This is a genomic window from Gorillibacterium sp. sgz306347 (genome assembly GCF_059735245.1).
Map to the genome: position 1 here is coordinate 22,436 of NZ_JCAPET010000045.1, position 14,742 is coordinate 37,177.

The 14,742-nt window shown below is 58.0% G+C and carries 10 protein-coding genes and 1 riboswitch; of the genes, 5 read left to right on the forward strand and 5 right to left on the reverse strand.

All coding sequences use genetic code 11. The annotated features are described in order from the left end of the window. Positions 1-10 precede the first annotated feature (10 nt). Positions 11-1,456 (reverse strand): cardiolipin synthase, encoded by a 1,446-nt coding sequence (cls, locus tag AC6I6H_RS18720; RefSeq protein WP_497955521.1) that lies wholly within the window; start codon positions 1,454-1,456, stop codon positions 11-13. Between the two features lie 166 nt (positions 1,457-1,622). Then, positions 1,623-1,825, forward strand: a riboswitch (cobalamin riboswitch). A gap of 157 nt (positions 1,826-1,982) precedes the next feature. On the opposite strand from cls, the gene nrdI reads away from it, so the two are divergent. The 4 genes from nrdI (at position 1,983) to AC6I6H_RS18740 (ending at position 6,384) form a co-directional block, all read left to right on the forward strand. Continuing rightward, a complete protein-coding gene (nrdI, locus tag AC6I6H_RS18725; RefSeq protein ID WP_497955522.1) occupies positions 1,983-2,351 on the forward strand; it encodes a class Ib ribonucleoside-diphosphate reductase assembly flavoprotein NrdI in 369 nt (122 codons plus the stop codon). After that, positions 2,329-4,422, forward strand: coding sequence for a class 1b ribonucleoside-diphosphate reductase subunit alpha (gene nrdE, locus AC6I6H_RS18730; RefSeq protein ID WP_497955523.1), 2,094 nt, complete (start codon positions 2,329-2,331; stop codon positions 4,420-4,422). Before nrdI ends, nrdE begins: the two co-directional genes overlap by 23 nt. A 90-nt stretch (positions 4,423-4,512) precedes the next feature. Then, positions 4,513-5,469 carry a class 1b ribonucleoside-diphosphate reductase subunit beta gene (gene nrdF / locus AC6I6H_RS18735; RefSeq protein WP_497955530.1) on the forward strand — a complete coding sequence of 319 codons (957 nt, stop codon included), beginning with the start codon at positions 4,513-4,515 and terminating at the stop codon, positions 5,467-5,469. Between the two features lie 315 nt (positions 5,470-5,784). Beyond that, on the forward strand, positions 5,785-6,384 hold the full coding sequence (locus AC6I6H_RS18740) for a nitroreductase family protein (RefSeq protein ID WP_497955524.1): 600 nt from the start codon (positions 5,785-5,787) through the stop codon (positions 6,382-6,384). Positions 6,385-6,599: 215 nt separating this feature from the next. Here the strand turns inward: AC6I6H_RS18740 and AC6I6H_RS18745 are convergent, their stop codons facing one another. The 4 genes from AC6I6H_RS18745 to AC6I6H_RS18760 form a co-directional block, all read right to left on the reverse strand. Then, positions 6,600-7,502: a TetR/AcrR family transcriptional regulator gene (locus AC6I6H_RS18745; protein WP_497955525.1), complete on the reverse strand. Its 903-nt coding sequence runs from the start codon at positions 7,500-7,502 to the stop codon at positions 6,600-6,602. Positions 7,503-7,536: 34 nt separating this feature from the next. Then, positions 7,537-10,824: an efflux RND transporter permease subunit gene (locus AC6I6H_RS18750; RefSeq protein ID WP_497955526.1), complete on the reverse strand. Its 3,288-nt coding sequence runs from the start codon at positions 10,822-10,824 to the stop codon at positions 7,537-7,539. 149 nt (positions 10,825-10,973) lie between these two features. After that, positions 10,974-12,737 carry an ATP-binding cassette domain-containing protein gene (locus AC6I6H_RS18755; RefSeq protein ID WP_497955527.1) on the reverse strand — a complete coding sequence of 588 codons (1,764 nt, stop codon included), beginning with the start codon at positions 12,735-12,737 and terminating at the stop codon, positions 10,974-10,976. Continuing rightward, positions 12,734-13,618, reverse strand: a complete 885-nt coding sequence (locus tag AC6I6H_RS18760) for an energy-coupling factor ABC transporter ATP-binding protein (protein WP_497955528.1) — start codon at positions 13,616-13,618, stop codon at positions 12,734-12,736. Before AC6I6H_RS18760 ends, AC6I6H_RS18755 begins: the two co-directional genes overlap by 4 nt. A 130-nt stretch (positions 13,619-13,748) precedes the next feature. Here AC6I6H_RS18760 and AC6I6H_RS18765 point away from each other — a divergent pair, with 130 nt between their 5' ends. Continuing rightward, positions 13,749-14,345, forward strand: a complete 597-nt coding sequence (locus tag AC6I6H_RS18765; protein ID WP_497955529.1) for a biotin transporter BioY — start codon at positions 13,749-13,751, stop codon at positions 14,343-14,345. Positions 14,346-14,742: the final 397 nt, after the last annotated feature.

A 14,742-nucleotide genomic window follows, 5' to 3' on the forward strand; every position in this document is an offset into this window, starting at 1 on the left:
CCATTCGGCTTCACAGAATGGGTGATAGCAAACGGGCAAACGATTCCTTGATCCGGCTCCAGGTGGACCGGCTGCGATACCGCTCCGGCGTCATTTCCGAGCTGACCCGCATGTCATCCTCGAATGTGCGCGCAAGCAGATCCGCCGTGTGGGTGTCGTACAAAAACGCGTTGACCTCAAAATTCAGGCTGAAGCTGCGGATGTCCAGATTGGCGGTGCCCACGGAAGCGATTTTCCCGTCGGCTACAATCATTTTGGCGTGAAGAAAGCCTTTCTCGTAAAGATAGCATTTGACGCCGAGCGCCAGCAGATCCCCCAGGTTGGACCGGGTGGCCCAGTACACCATTTTGTGATCGGGGAAGCTCGGGATCATGATCCGGACATCGACCCCGGACAGGGCGGCCATCTTTAACGCCGTTAACAAACTTTCATCCGGCACCAGATAAGGGGTCTGCACGTAGACGTATTTTTTGGCCGAATGGATGATTTTGAGGTAGCCGTTGTGGATCTGGTCCAATTCGTTTTCGGGTCCGCTGGAGACGATCTGGATGCCGACGTTTCCGCCGTATTCGTTCATGGGATAATAAGGTTCGCCTCCGGCCAGCTTGTCGGGGGAAGCCAGGTTCCAGTCGAGAAAAAACTGTGCCTGCATCTGGGCCACCGCGCTGCCCTGCACCCGAAGATGCGTGTCGCGCCAAAAGCCGAAGCGCTTTTTGCGGCCGAGGTATTCGTCCCCGATGTTCAGCCCGCCGATGTAGCCGATCTCCCCGTCGATGATGGCGAGCTTCCGGTGGTTCCGGTAGTTGAGCCGGAAGTTCAGGTACGGGATGCGGGACGGGAAAAAAGCCGCCGCCTTTCCGCCCGCTTCGAGAAGCGGCCGGAAGAACCGCCGGGGCAGCCAGGAGCTGCCGATGTCGTCGTACAGAAAGCGCACCTCCACCCCTTCCGCCGCTTTGGCCGCCAGGGCGTTGATGACCGTCTGTCCGATCTCGTCGTTGCGCACGATGTAGTACATCAGGTGAATGTGATGCTTGGCCTGTGCAATATCCCGCAGAAGCGCCGCGAATTTTTCGTTGCCCTCCGTATATACGCTGACCTCGTTGTCCTGCGTGTAAAAAGCATAGCTGCTGGTCAGGTTCATGTAGATCATGTCCAGGTAATCGGCGGCGATCGGATCGTTGAACTTGATGCGGCTTTCGCGGAAAATGCGCCGCTGCCCTTCTATCAGTCGCTCCAGCCCGTTCTGGGTGGCCTCCTGGATTTTGTATATTTTGCGACGGCTCATGGTTTGGCCGAGGATCAGATACAGCACAAACCCGACGCCGGGCAAAAACAGCAGCACCATCACCCAGGCCCAGGTCGTTTCCGGCTTCTTGCGTTCCCAAAACACAACAAACGCAGCCAGAATCAAGTTTGCAATGGAGACAACCGAGTAAATGTCGTTGAATTTCAGCATGCCTGCACCCCGGGGATCAAGTTTACGAACGGCGAGCCAAACGGCGGCCGCGGAAGATCATACACGGTTCTGCACCCATGGTAGCATATTCCCCTTTCGACTTCACAGACTTGACAAAAAAAGATTTGACAAGCACTATATATCGAGTTATTTTAATCATTATCACAAGATATTGATTCAAACGGGTGCCTTTCTCTTATAGATAGAGTAGAGGCTTAATAGGGAAGTCCGGTCAAAGCCGGCGCGGTCCCGCCACTGTGAAGGCCGAGCAGCCGTTCGAGACGCCACTGGATTCGTCCGATGAATCCGGGAAGGCGAACGCTGCGCAGAAGCCTGAGCCAGGAGACCTGCCCGTTTGCAAACACCTTGCACGCCCACGGAGAATGGGCCGGTGTCGCGATCCGCTATCGTTCTGCGTTTGGCCGCAGACCACATAGGGGCGCACCCGTGCCGACCGTCCGGGTGCCCCCTTTTTCATTGCGCACACGGGTTGAAGCGCAAGGTACATACACAAAGAGGTGATCGCATGCTCGTCGTTTACGATTCCAAAACCGGCAACGTCCGCCGCTTCGCCGGAAAGCTCGGGCTCCCTTCCGTTCAGATTGGAGACGACACGCAGGTATCCGAGCCGTTCGCGCTGGTAACCTATACAACCGGGTTCGGCCAGATTCCGCCCCGCACCCGGGTGTTTCTGGAGAAAAACGGAGGGCTCTTGCGCGGCGTTGCAGCGAGCGGAAACCGCAACTGGGGGCACGGGTTCGCGAAAAGCGCGGATACCATTTCGACGGAGTACGGCGTGCCGGTACTGCATAAATTCGAGCTGGCGGGAACCGCCGGCGACATCAAACGATTTCGGGAGGAGCTGGAGAAGCTTGCGGTACATTCAGTTAAATAACCAGTTGATGCAAAAGGGACCGGACGGACCGGACGGCTTCTATCGTCTGGAAAAGGATAAAGAAGCGGTTGAGGCGTTTCTGGAGGAGGTGCGCGAGCGCAGCCTTACGTTCGGCAGCTATCTGGAGCAGGTCGTCTACATGATTGAGCATGATTACTACGAGGACTTCCGCCGGCAGTACACGGGCGAAGAGATTGAGAGCGTCTTCCGCGCCGCCCATGAAGTGCCGTTCACCTATGCTTCCTATATGGCGGCATCCAAGTTTTACACCGACTACGCGATGAAGAGCAATGACAAATCGCTGTATCTGGAGCAGCTGCCCGACCGGGCGGCGGCGGTCGCTTTGCATCTCGGCCGAGGCGATGCCGAAACCGCGCGCACGCTTGCCGTTTCCTTCATGGAGCAGCGCGTGCAGCCGGCTACGCCCACGTTCCTGAACGCCGGCAAAAGCCGCCGCGGCGAAATGGTCTCCTGCTTCCTGCTCGAAATGGACGATTCGCTGAATTCGATCAACTACTGCCTGTCCACCTGCATGCAGCTTTCCAAGGTCGGCGGCGGGGTCGCGGTCAACCTGTCCAAGCTGCGCGGGCGCGGCGAGCCGATCAAAGGCGTCGAAGGCGCGGCCAAAGGCATCATGCCGGTGCTGAAGCTCATGGAGGACGCATTCTCCTATGCCGACCAGATGGGCCAGCGCAAAGGCTCGGGAGCGGCCTATTACAACATTTTCGGCTGGGACGTCATGGAGTTTCTGGACAGCAAAAAGATCAACGCCGACGAGAAAACCCGTCTGAAGACGCTCTCCATCGGCCTTATCGTGCCGGATGTGTTTTACCGGCTGGCGGAGGAGAACAAACCGCACGTTGTATTCGCCCCCTATTCGGTCTACCGGGAATACGGCCGCCATCTGGACGACATGGACATGGACGAAATGTACGACGAGCTTCTGGCCAATGACAAGGTGAAACGCAAAACCGTTATGAGCGCCCGCGACATGCTGACCAAAATCGCCATGATTCAGCTGGAGTCCGGGTACCCGTATATCATGAACAAATCGAACGCCAACCGGAATCACGCCTTGAAGGACATCGGCCAAATCAAAATGTCCAACCTGTGTACCGAAATTTATCAGCTGCAGGAAACGTCGGAAATCGGCGACTATCACGAGGACGACATCATCCGCCGCGACATCAGCTGCAACCTGGCTTCGCTGAACATCGCGAACGTCATGGACAACGGCAAAATCCGCGACTCCGTCCGCGAAGGCATGATTGCCCTGACGGCGGTCAGCGATATGACCCGGATCAAAAACGCCCCCGGCATCGTCAAGGCAAACGCGGAGCTTCATTCCGTCGGCCTCGGGGCGATGAATCTGCACGGCTACCTGGCGAAAAACCGGATTGCCTACGATTCAGAGGAAGCCCGCGAATTCGCCCGCGCCTTCTTTATGGCGGTCAACTTTTACTCGCTGGAGAAGAGCATGGAAATCGCGCGGGAGCGGAAAGAAACATTTGCCGGCTTTGCGCAGTCCGAATATGCCAAAGGAACCTACTTCACCCGTTACCTGGAGCACGATTACCGCCCGGTTTCCAGCCGCGTCCAGGAGCTGTTCGGGGGCATGGCGCTGCCCGGGCCTGCGGAATGGGCCGCCCTCCGCGACCAGGTTCGCGAGCACGGCCTGTATCACGCTTACCGGCTTGCCATCGCGCCGACGCAAAGCATTTCCTATATTCAAAACGCAACATCCAGCGTCATGCCGGTTGTCGATACGATCGAAACCCGCACGTACGCCAACTCGACGACCTATTATCCGATGCCGTACCTGACGGCGGACAATTACTTCTATTATAAATCCGCCTACCGGATGGACCAGTTCAAGGTGATCGACCTGATTGCCGATATCCAGGAGCATGTCGATCAAGGCATCTCCGCCATCCTGCACGTCAACAGCGATGTGACGACCCGGGAGCTGGCACGCTGCTATCTGTACGCCGCCAAAAAAGGCTTGAAGTCCCTCTATTACACACGGACGAACCGCCTGAGCGTTGAAGAGTGCGTCAGCTGCGCGGTTTAACGACCGGCCCGACTTTTTTAAAAACCGCACCCGAAAGGATGATACGCCATGACTCCTTCCCAAGCGCTTGAGGAACTGCGCAAGCCGGCGATCCGCGCCGTAAACTGGAACCGCCCGGACGACGATTTTACGATGATGTTCTGGAATCAAAATATTATGCAGTTCTGGACCGATGAAGAAATCCCTCTCTCCGACGACAAAATGGCGTGGATCACCCTTTCGCCCGAGGAGCAGGACACGTATATGAAGGTGCTGGGCGGGCTTACGCTGCTCGACACCGTGCAGGGCGGCGTCGGCATGCCCGGCATACTGGACCATGTCGAAGGGCTCCAGCGCAAAGCCGTGCTGGCTTTTATGGGCATGATGGAACAGATTCACGCCAAGTCCTACAGCAGCATTTTCACCACGCTGGCTACAACCGAAGAAATTGACGCCGTCTTCCGGTGGGTCGAAGGCAATGAGCAGCTGCAAACCAAAGCGGAGAAGATTTCCCGCTTCTACCGCAACATCACTACGCAAAAGGACCTTTATTTGGCGATGTGCGCTTCGGTCCTGCTGGAAAGCTACTTGTTCTACAGCGGCTTCTTCTACCCGCTTTACCTCGCCGGCCAAGGCAAAATGACGTCCAGCGGGGAGATCATCGATCTGATCCTGCGCGACGAGAGCATCCACGGCCTGTATGTCGGCCTGTTGGCGCAGGAGGTGTTCGCCGCCCTCTCCCCCGCCGAGCAGGATGCCGCCCGGCGCGAGCTGATCCAGCTTCTCGATGAGCTGCACCGGAATGAAGAAACTTACACCGAGTCGTTGTACGCGAAGATCGGACTGGTGGACGAAGTGAACAGCTTTGTCCGCTACAACGCCAACAAGGCGCTGATGAACCTCGGATTGGAAGCCCGCTTCCCGGAGGAGGAAATCAACCCCATCGTCCAGAACGGCATCAGTACGCATACGAAGCAGCATGACTTTTTCTCCAAAAAAGGCAACGGCTACGTCCGGACGGTCAATCTGGAGCCGCTCACGGATGACGATTTCCGGTTTGATGTCTAAACCGTTATAGGCTGAACTAATTAACCAGGTTAAATGTTAACGGGGCTTGTGCGCGGTTTCATCGCGACAAGCCTTGTTGCTTGCTGGAACGCTTATAAGTATACATAATATATAATATGTTAACTCAATCGCTTCTTTCCCCTGTTCTTCCCTGACCGTGGCGGATCGTGAAGCTTCTTTTTCGAAGCGCTGGTCCTTGGGTGGTGCATAAACGGAAAATTTGGACAAACAATAGAGACGCGCCGTTTGCATGGCCGGTCTAAAGAATGGTAATATGGAACTGGTGGCACTTACAAAAAGGAGGTAAGTAACGATATGTCAGCAGGATTCTTTGAAGCCCATGAGAAAAGACGTTCTATTTACGGAATCGGCAAGGAGGAAGTGGTTTCCCGGGACCGCATTCTGGAAATCGTACGGGAAGCCGTGAAGCACACTCCCTCCGCTTTTAACTCGCAGAGCGCCCGGATTGTTGTTCTGTTCGGCGAGCAGCATGACAAACTTTGGGACATCACGAAGGAAACCCTGAAAGCAATCGTTCCTGCCGATAATTTTAAGTCCACGGAAGAGAAGCTCGGCAGCTTCCAGGCTGGATACGGCACCGTTCTGTTCTTTGAAGACAACGACGTGGTGGCCGGTTTGCAGGAGCAATTCCCGCTGTACCAGGATAATTTCCCGGTCTGGTCGCAGCAGTCCTCCGGCATGCACCAATATGTGGTTTGGACGGCTCTGAGCGCGGAAGGCCTTGGCGCCTCCCTTCAGCACTACAACCCGTTGATTGACGAGCAGGTGAAGTCCACCTATGGACTCCCGGAAAGCTGGCGTCTGATCGCCCAAATGCCGTTTGGCAAGCCGACGGCAGATCCGGGCGAGAAACAGTTCAAGCCTCTGGACGAGCGCATTAAAGTGTTTCAATAAGCCCCGGGTTTTAATTGAATAAACAGAAATACGGCTGGCATTCTTCCCGTCCAAGGGGGGATGCCAGTTTTCTTTTCTTTTAGCGAAAGATTCCGTTGCGGCCTTTTAACTGAGCGAATCTGACGCCGCCTTCGACGGAAGATAATGCCGGCAAAAGGACGGCGGAAATAGCAAAAGGACAGCCAAACGGCTGTCCTTTTGCATGCTGCCTGCCGTTACTCCGCTCGTCCGCGGAATACGGCTTCTTTTAAAAGCTGCTCCAGCGCTTGCAGCGGTTTTCGCGCTCCGGGAAGCTTCAGGTTTTTCAGCACAAACAAGAGTCCCTTCACCACGGCCACCCGGGGAGTGCCGGCGGCAAGCTCTTCCTCCAGCGCATTCAGCGTAGACAAAGCCTCTTCCCGCTCCCGTTCTTCCCGGGCCTCGGACGCCAAGCGTCGGAGCGTGTCTACTTCCTGCAATAGTTCCTCATGAGGACGGCGCTTGAACCTGCACTGGGAGGCGGTCTCCCGGAACGCCTCGGCGGAAACAAAGCCGACCGCTTTGCGTTTCCGCATGCCCTCCATCAAATCGTCGAGCCGCTCGGCGATAAATTCGGTCAGCTTCTCTTCGTTGATATCGGTTTCGTCCAGCATGATATGCCCGATGTACCCGTCGATCAGCGCATTTAACAGGAATACGCCGTCGTACAAATACGGCTCCGCCTCCGCCCCATAAAGCTCCTTGAGGATTGCGGTGAGCGAAAGCAAGTTGCGGTGGCGCATCGACTGCATGAGCGCGAACAGCTCCTCCGTCATCTCAAACCGTTCGTGAACAAGCAGATCGAGAAATTCCTGGCTGGTGTCCGTTAAACGCAGCCGGAGCACGATTTGCCGGAGCAGCCGGGACCGGGGCTGCGCCTCGCGGTCCGCCTGAATTTCTTCCGCCTGCCGGAGAAAATCGTCGACAAAGCGCTGCGCCAGCGACAGAAGGATATCCTCTTTTGACTTAAAGTAAAAATAGAGCGAGCCTTTGGCCATATGAAGACGCTCCGCAATGTCTTGGATCGAAGTGGCATGAAAGCCCTTTTCGGCAAAACACTGCATGGCCGTCTCCAGAATCTGCGTTTTGCGGTCCGCCATGGCGAGCCCTCCCTTTTCCTTCCTTTCCGGCCGCTTATTCGCCGGCAATCGGTTTGCGGCGGAACCGGGCCAATGCTTCATACACGACCGGAACGACGATCAGCGTAAGCAGCGTGGAGCTGATTAAACCGCCTATGACGGTGATGCCGAGGCCTTTGGAAATCAGCGCGCCGCTGGTGCTCTCAAAGCCAAGCGCAAGCGGGAGAAGCGCGCCGACGGTGGCAAGGGCTGTCATGAGAATCGGACGAAGCCTCGTGCCCGCCGCTTCCAGAAGCGCGGAGCGCGTGTCGAGTCCTTCTTTTTCTTTGTGCAGCACACGGTCCAGCAGTACGATTGCGTTGGTGACGACGATGCCGATCAGCATGAGCGCGCCCATCATGACGGATGCGCTGATGGTTTCTCCCATGAGGAACAGGCCGACAAAGCCGCCGATAACGGTAAACGGCAAGGAGAACAGGATGGCGAACGGCGTCAGCGCGCCGCCGAACGTAATCACGAGCAGCAGATAGACGATCGCGATCGCGGCCAGCATGGCCAGTCCGAGCTGCGAGAACGTCTCGTTGATTTGTTCGCTGACCCCGCCAAACTCAACCGTCACGTTATCAGGAAGCTGGAGCTTGTCGATTTCCGCCCGGATGTCGCTTGTCGTTCCCGCCACATCCTTGGCGGTGATGTCTGCGGAAACCTCTGCGTAAAGCTTTCCGTCTTGGCGGGTGATCGTATTCGGAGAAGTGCCTTCTTCCACCTGAACCAGGTTTTTGATCGGAACGTCAAAGCCCAGCGGCGAGGTGACCGTTTCATTTTCGATGTCGCCGATCGTAGCGTATTCGGCTTTGTCTACATTGACATAGACTTCGTAGTCGCGGCCGTCTTCTTTAACGGTCGTCAGGACCGGACGCTCCCGCTGCGGGCTCAGCTTCAGGGCGATTTGGCCGGCGGTCAGGCCGTAGCGGCTCAGCACTTCCTGATTGGCAACCAAGGTGTACTGCCCGTAGCTCTGCGATACGCTTGACTCCACTTTGCTGAACTCGAAATGGCCCTCCAGCAGACCGGAGATTTGCTCCGATGCCTGAATGATGTCTTCCATGCTGTTGCCGTAAACGTTCAGAGCCAGGTTGCTGCCGCCGAAGCCGGCGCTCATGTCCGCCTGCTTCCACGAGCCTTCCGTATCCAGCTTGCTTAATTCCTCGACCAGCCTGGTTTTTTCTTCGGCGAAGTCCTTGACTCCCCCATCATATTCCACGTAGAAAAGAGTGCCGTTTCCGCCGCCTCCTCCCATGCCCATTCCGCTGAGCGGACCGCCTCCGCCCACGGCAAACTGCAGATTGCTGACGCCTTCCCGTCCCATAATCAGCTTTTCCGCTTCGAGGGCCGTATTTTGCGTATCCTCGCTCAGAGTTCCCGGTGCCGGGCTGTAGGTTACCATGGTGTACTGCTGCTCTTCTTCCGGCAGGAAGCTTACCCCGATAAACGGGAGAAGCACAATGCTTCCGGCCAGCAGCGCTACAGAGATCAGCGAGGTGATGATTTTGTGGTTCAGCGACCAGCGCAGCACGTTTTTGTAAAAGCCGGCGATTGCACCGGGCTTCTCTTCCGTGCGGTGCTTTTCCTTCAGCCCCTTGCGGAACATGAAGTGCGCCGTAGCCGGAACGACCGTGATGGCGACCAGCAGAGAAGCGAGCAGTGCGAACACCATCGTTTCGGCAAACGGCAGGAACAGCTCGCCGACCATGCCGCTGACAAGGCCGAGGGGCAGGAAAACGGCGATGGTGACCAGCGTCGAAGCCAGAATGGGGATAAACATTTCCCGCGTGGCGTCGATGATAAGCGCCTTGCCGGTCAGCTTCTCCTCCTTCAGCGACATGCGGCGGTAAATGTTTTCGATGACGACAATGGAGTCGTCCACGACCCGGCCGATTGCAACGGTCATCGCACCGAGTGTCATGATGTTAAGCGAAATGCCGAGCCGGTTGAGGATGAGGACGGCAATGAGCAGCGACAGCGGAATGGAGATGACCGAGATCAAGGTCGTCCGGATGTTCCGCAGGAACAGCATGATCACCACGATTGCAAACAATGCGCCGAACATGGCTTTGTCCAGCATGGTGCTGACCGAATCTTCGATCGGCTCCGCCTGGTCAAGCAAAACGACTGATTTCAGGCCGGGGTGGTCCTCCGCGAGCTGTTCGCCACGTTCCTTAACGGCATTAACAACTTCGACCGTATTGGCTTCCGCCGTCTTGGTGACGTTGATCCCGATGGAAGGCTCGCCGTTGGTGCGCGAAAGCGACTCCGTGATCGAGACAAGCTTCAACTCGGCAATGTCGGAAAGCTTGACCGTGGGAAGCCCTGCCCCAGCTGCCGCCCCTCCCTGCTGGGGCGCCGCTTGCCCGCCGGCGTTCGCGCCGGGCTGAGCGGGAGCCTGCGCCACTCCGGAGGCGTCGGGGGCTTGCGGTGCCTCGGCAGCCGCTCCGGGCTGCTGCGTTTGGGCCCCACCCGCACCGCCTGCCGCTTGACCCGGCATCCCGGCACCCGCTCCTGCTCCGGCGGACGGCTGGCCGGCCGAACCGGCGCCCGGAATGACAGGGATGGCCAGGTTTTGCAGATCCTCCATGGTGACGATGCCGCCGTCCACCACGAGCGTTTTTTGGCTGTTGTCGATGTCAAACAAGCCCATCGGGGCTTTGATGGAAGAGCCTTGCACAATTCCGCTGACCGTCTCCTGCGTCAGACCCAGCTCCGTCATTTTCGCTTCGTTGAAAGTAAGCTGTATTTCCTTCAATTGCTGGCCGGATACGGCGACCGAGCCGACCCCGTCGATGCCTTCCAGCGCCGGCTGGAACTCGCTTTCGACGATTTCGGTAATTTCCTCCAGCGTCTGGTTCTCCGAGCCGCTGATGCTCAGAGAAACCACCGGAAAGCTGTTCAGGCTGATGCGCGACACGCTGGGCTCCTGAACGCCCTCGAGCGTCACCGCCCCTTCAATCGCCTGCTTCAGCTCGTCCTCCGCTTTATCCATGTCTTTGCCGAATTCGTATTGGACGATAATGGACGATGCGTTCTCCAGTGAGGAGGAATTGACCATCTCGACGGCATTCAGGTTCCGGACCCGCTGCTCCAGCGGACCGGTTACGTTCTCCGCCACTTCGTCCGGCGAAGCCCCGGGGTATACCGTCGTCAGCGTCAGGATCGGAACCTCGATATTCGGGATCGTCTCCTGCTTCATGTTCAGCCCTGCGTACAAGCCCGCCACGGTGACGATGATCGTCATGATCCAGACAGCGAACTTGTTGTTCAGGGAAAAGCCAATGATCTTTTTCACAGTACCACTCCATTTCTCTTTATTCGAACAGTGTTCAATTCCCATCTTAGAATAATTGAACGCCGTTCAAATAACAACTCGACCAAAGGCGAGTCTTGAACCTTTGGCGTGGATAAACAAAAAACCGCTGCCGAAGCAGCGGCTACTCATCATCGGAAAATCAGCAAAAGCAGCAGAGCGGCGGCTGTTCCGGCCGCCATAAAGCCGATGTCGCGGGCTGTCAGCTTCAGGGTAAACGAATGCGTGCGTTTTCCCTGCAGGCCATAGCCCCTGACCTCCAAAGCGAGCGCCGTCTGTTCGCCGAGCTGAAGGACCGACAGGACAAACGGAAAAAACAGCGGCTTCACGTCGCGGAACCGGAGCCGGCCGGCGCGGCCGGCGGCACGGCGCCGAATCAGGGACAGGCGGGCGAACCGTTCCCATTCCGCCTGGATGAGCGGAATAAAGCGGAACAGCAAAGCGACGGCCAGCGAGACGGCTTCGACCGGAAACCGCGTTCGTTTCAGAAACCCGAGGCTCTGCTCCAGCGCGCGCTTCAGCCGCAGATGGCTCTGCGTCAGCGGAAGAAGAAGGCCGAGCCACAGCACCAGAAAAAAACGGTAAAACGCCCGGAATGATTCCATCGCCGATTCCGGCTGAAAGAAAAAACCTTCGCTTCCGTCCCACTGTAAGCCGGCCAATAAAACCGTCAAGAGCAAAATGATCAAGTACGCCCGGCTCACCCGAAGAAGCAGCTTCAGAGGAGCGCCGGACCACCGGACTGCCGCCCCCGTCACGATCGTCCCGGCGAGGAGCCCCGGCCAGCTGGTTTGCAGCCATACGCCCAGGCTGACGGCAAACAAAAAGCCCCATACGGCCCGGGGATCGAAGGAGCTCCAGCCGCGCCGCCATCCCGGAGGCGAAGGCCGGAGCGGTACGTGTGCCGGCACTTCGGCCGCTTCGGAATGAATGACACGGACGCTTTGCCCGCGTCCGCGATGCGTGTCCTTGGATTTCTCCTGCTGCGCAAGGCCTTCATCCGGCTCCGTTATGTCATGCGTCGCCGCAACGTTCCCGGTACCCGCTTCCGCTTGGCGGACGATCGCTTCCGCCAAGCGCTCCGGGTCGAAAACCACGTCCGCCGGAACTCTCCAGCCTTTTGCACGCAGCAGCCCGCCCAGCGCAAGGCCGGGGGGCACCGCGACGCCGTTTGCGGACAATAGCTCCGGCTGTTCCAGCACTTCGGCCTGTGTGCCGAAAAACGCGGCTTTTCCGGCGGCCAGCACCAGCACATAATCCGCCAACGCCAGCAAAGCCGATGCGTCGCGGGAGGCGAACACCGCTCCTCCTCCGGTCTCGGTGCGCCAGCGGAGAAGTCTTTCCTCCAGCATCCGAATGCCGTCCGCGTCCAGACCGGCGGCCGGGTCGTCCATGATCAGCCAATCCGGCGCTCCGATAAAGGCGCCGGCAAGCGCAAGCCTGCGCCGCTGCCCGCCGCTAAGCGCCAGCGGAGAACGGCTTAATGCTGCCTCGTCCGCATCCAGACCGCTTGCGGCAAGCGCCGTCCGGATTTTCTCCGCCGCTTCGCCCGGTTCGCGTTTCAGCGCATCCGGCAGAGCGGCTGCCAGCTCTTGCCGGACGGTATTTCCGAACAACTGCTTTTCCGGCCGTTCGGAAAGGTAAGCGATCCGCGCCGCGGCCCGCGGATTTCCGCGTTTGCTTCCGGGCAGCCACAGCGCTTCTCCGCTTACTTCCACGGCCCCTGCCTCGGGGCGGGTTAAGCCGGCGGCCGCCTGCAAAAACGCCGTTTTTCCGGCGCCCGCCGGGCCGAGCACAAGCGTGAAGGAGCCGGGCGGCAGCACCCGTACCGCGTCCGAAAGATCCAGCTGAAACGGGCCGTAAGCAAACAAGGGCCGGCGAAAAATCATGGTCATGGCCCGTCCTCCTTTCCTGCGGCGGCAGGCCGCAGCAAAACGGGCTCTTCGGCCAGTTCCTCTATGGTTAAGGGCCATCCCTTCAAACGGAGGCCCGTCTTTCGCAGTTGAACGGCGGCGCGGACTGCGTAAGGAGGCTCCAGGTCCGCAGCTGTGCAGGGAGATTCGGCAGCCGGAAACGATCCCTGTCCTTCTCCCGAAACCCGGCCGTAAAAAAACTCCCGGGGCGGCCCGTCATACAAGACGTTTCCCTCGCGCAGCGCCAGAACCCGGTCCGCCCAAGCGAGTTCCTCCATCCGCTGCGTCGCCCAAAGCACCGAGGCGCCTTCCGCCTGTATTTCCTTTGCCGCATGCATCAGGCGCTCCGCCTCGAGAGGGTCCAGCATGGAGGTAGCCTCATCAAACAGCAGCAGCCGGGGCTCGGCCGCCAGGCAGCCGGCCGCAGCAAGCAGCTGCTTTTGCCCGGCGGACAGGCGGTCAACCGGCGTTTCCAGAGGAACCGCCAGGCCGGTCCGTTCAAGCATTTGCTCCGCGAGCGGCCGCATGCGCCCGGGAGCCGCCCCAGCTATTTCCATGGAGAACGCCAAGTCTTCCCATACGGTTTCCCCTACGATCTGGGCGTCCGGCTGCTGCAGGACGAAGCCGGGGCGGCTGTCCTGCGCCCACCCGGGCTCCGACCGACCTTTGGACAGCGGAATCAAGCCTGCCAGGACGCGAAACAGCGTGCTTTTTCCGCTCCCGTTGCGGCCTACCACCGCTACCCATTCGCCTTTTCGCAAGGAAAAGGACAAGTTTTTCAAAGCCAGCCTGTATCCATCTCCTTCCCGAAACGCCACGCTGGCTTCGGAAAGAATCAGGGGCTGATCCGACGTTCCGTTCATCCGCTGCTCCCCTTTTACTGTGCTGCCCGGCTTGCCGATGCATTCTCTCTCTGCCACGATAGCCGATTGTATGCTACAATAGCAATGCTTTTTGGCAAGTTTATTCTACCTAGGGGGGAGGAGCCTTACCTTGCAGCAGTCTTCCAACGCATTACGCGTCATTTCCTATTGCGCGCTTTTTGCAGCCTTGTTTGTCGTTCTCAGCTATGTGTCCATCCCGTTGGGCATTTCCCCCGTCCCGGTGACGCTCCAGACGTTCGCCCTGTTGATTACGGGTGCCATGCTCGGTCCGGTTTACGGATTTTTGACGATCTTTGCCGTGATTTTGCTGGCAGTGCTCGGTTTGCCGCTGATGCACGGGAGCGGCGGGTTTGCCATCCTGGTGGGCACTTCGGGCGGCTTTATATGGCTGTTCCCCGCGGCTGCCGGACTGGCCGGCGTCTTCACCAGCCGCATCAAGGGCAACGGAGCCGGTTCCTCCGTTCTTCTCCTGCTCGGGATGATCGTCAGCAGCTCGGTCGTCTACATAACCGGCGTTTTTTGGTATGCAACCGAATTTAGCGATTCCTGGGAAAAAGCGGTCGCGACCGTCCTGGTGCCGTTTATCCCCGGCGATCTGCTGAAGGCCGCAGCGGCGACCGCCGTCACGATGGCCGTGCGCCGTCTGAACCTGCTGCCGAAGCTTTCGGCCTCGCGCGAGCAGGTTGTCCGTCTGGAAGAAAGCTGAGCAAACAAAAAAGAAGCGTCCGTGCGGCGATATGCCGTGGCGGACGCTTCTGTTCTTTTATGCCGATCCAAGGAATTTCCTTATTTGCTCTTCATGATGCTTGTCATGCGTGATGAACATTTCCTTCAAAAAAGCTTCCAATGTATACGCGCCGGGATGAAGTTGGCTTGCAAACGCCGATTCGGGAACCCGATGGAGTTTTGCAATCAATTGTTTTCTTTGTACGGCCGCTTCCTCCAGCAGCTCTATACTGACTAATTTTCAACCACGGGGAAGACCAAGCCGGCAAAAAAAGACGCAAGCTGCGAAACCGCAGGCTGCGTCTTGCTTCACATTTTCTCATTTTCTACCTTGAAAATAACGCAACTTCATCGTCTGTGGTGCCCGCCAGGGCATG

Excerpts from the sequence above, each read along its gene's own strand:
- cls (WP_497955521.1), bottom strand. The coding sequence starts at position 1,456 with ATGCTGAAATTCAACGACATTTACTCGGTTGTCTCCATTGCAAACTTG.
- nrdI (WP_497955522.1), top strand. The coding sequence starts at position 1,983 with ATGCTCGTCGTTTACGATTCCAAAACCGGCAACGTCCGCCGCTTCGCC.
- AC6I6H_RS18740 (WP_497955524.1), top strand. The coding sequence starts at position 5,785 with ATGTCAGCAGGATTCTTTGAAGCCCATGAGAAAAGACGTTCTATTTAC.
- AC6I6H_RS18745 (WP_497955525.1), bottom strand. The coding sequence starts at position 7,502 with ATGGCGGACCGCAAAACGCAGATTCTGGAGACGGCCATGCAGTGTTTT.
- AC6I6H_RS18755 (WP_497955527.1), bottom strand. The coding sequence starts at position 12,737 with ATGACCATGATTTTTCGCCGGCCCTTGTTTGCTTACGGCCCGTTTCAG.
- AC6I6H_RS18760 (WP_497955528.1), bottom strand. The coding sequence starts at position 13,618 with ATGAACGGAACGTCGGATCAGCCCCTGATTCTTTCCGAAGCCAGCGTG.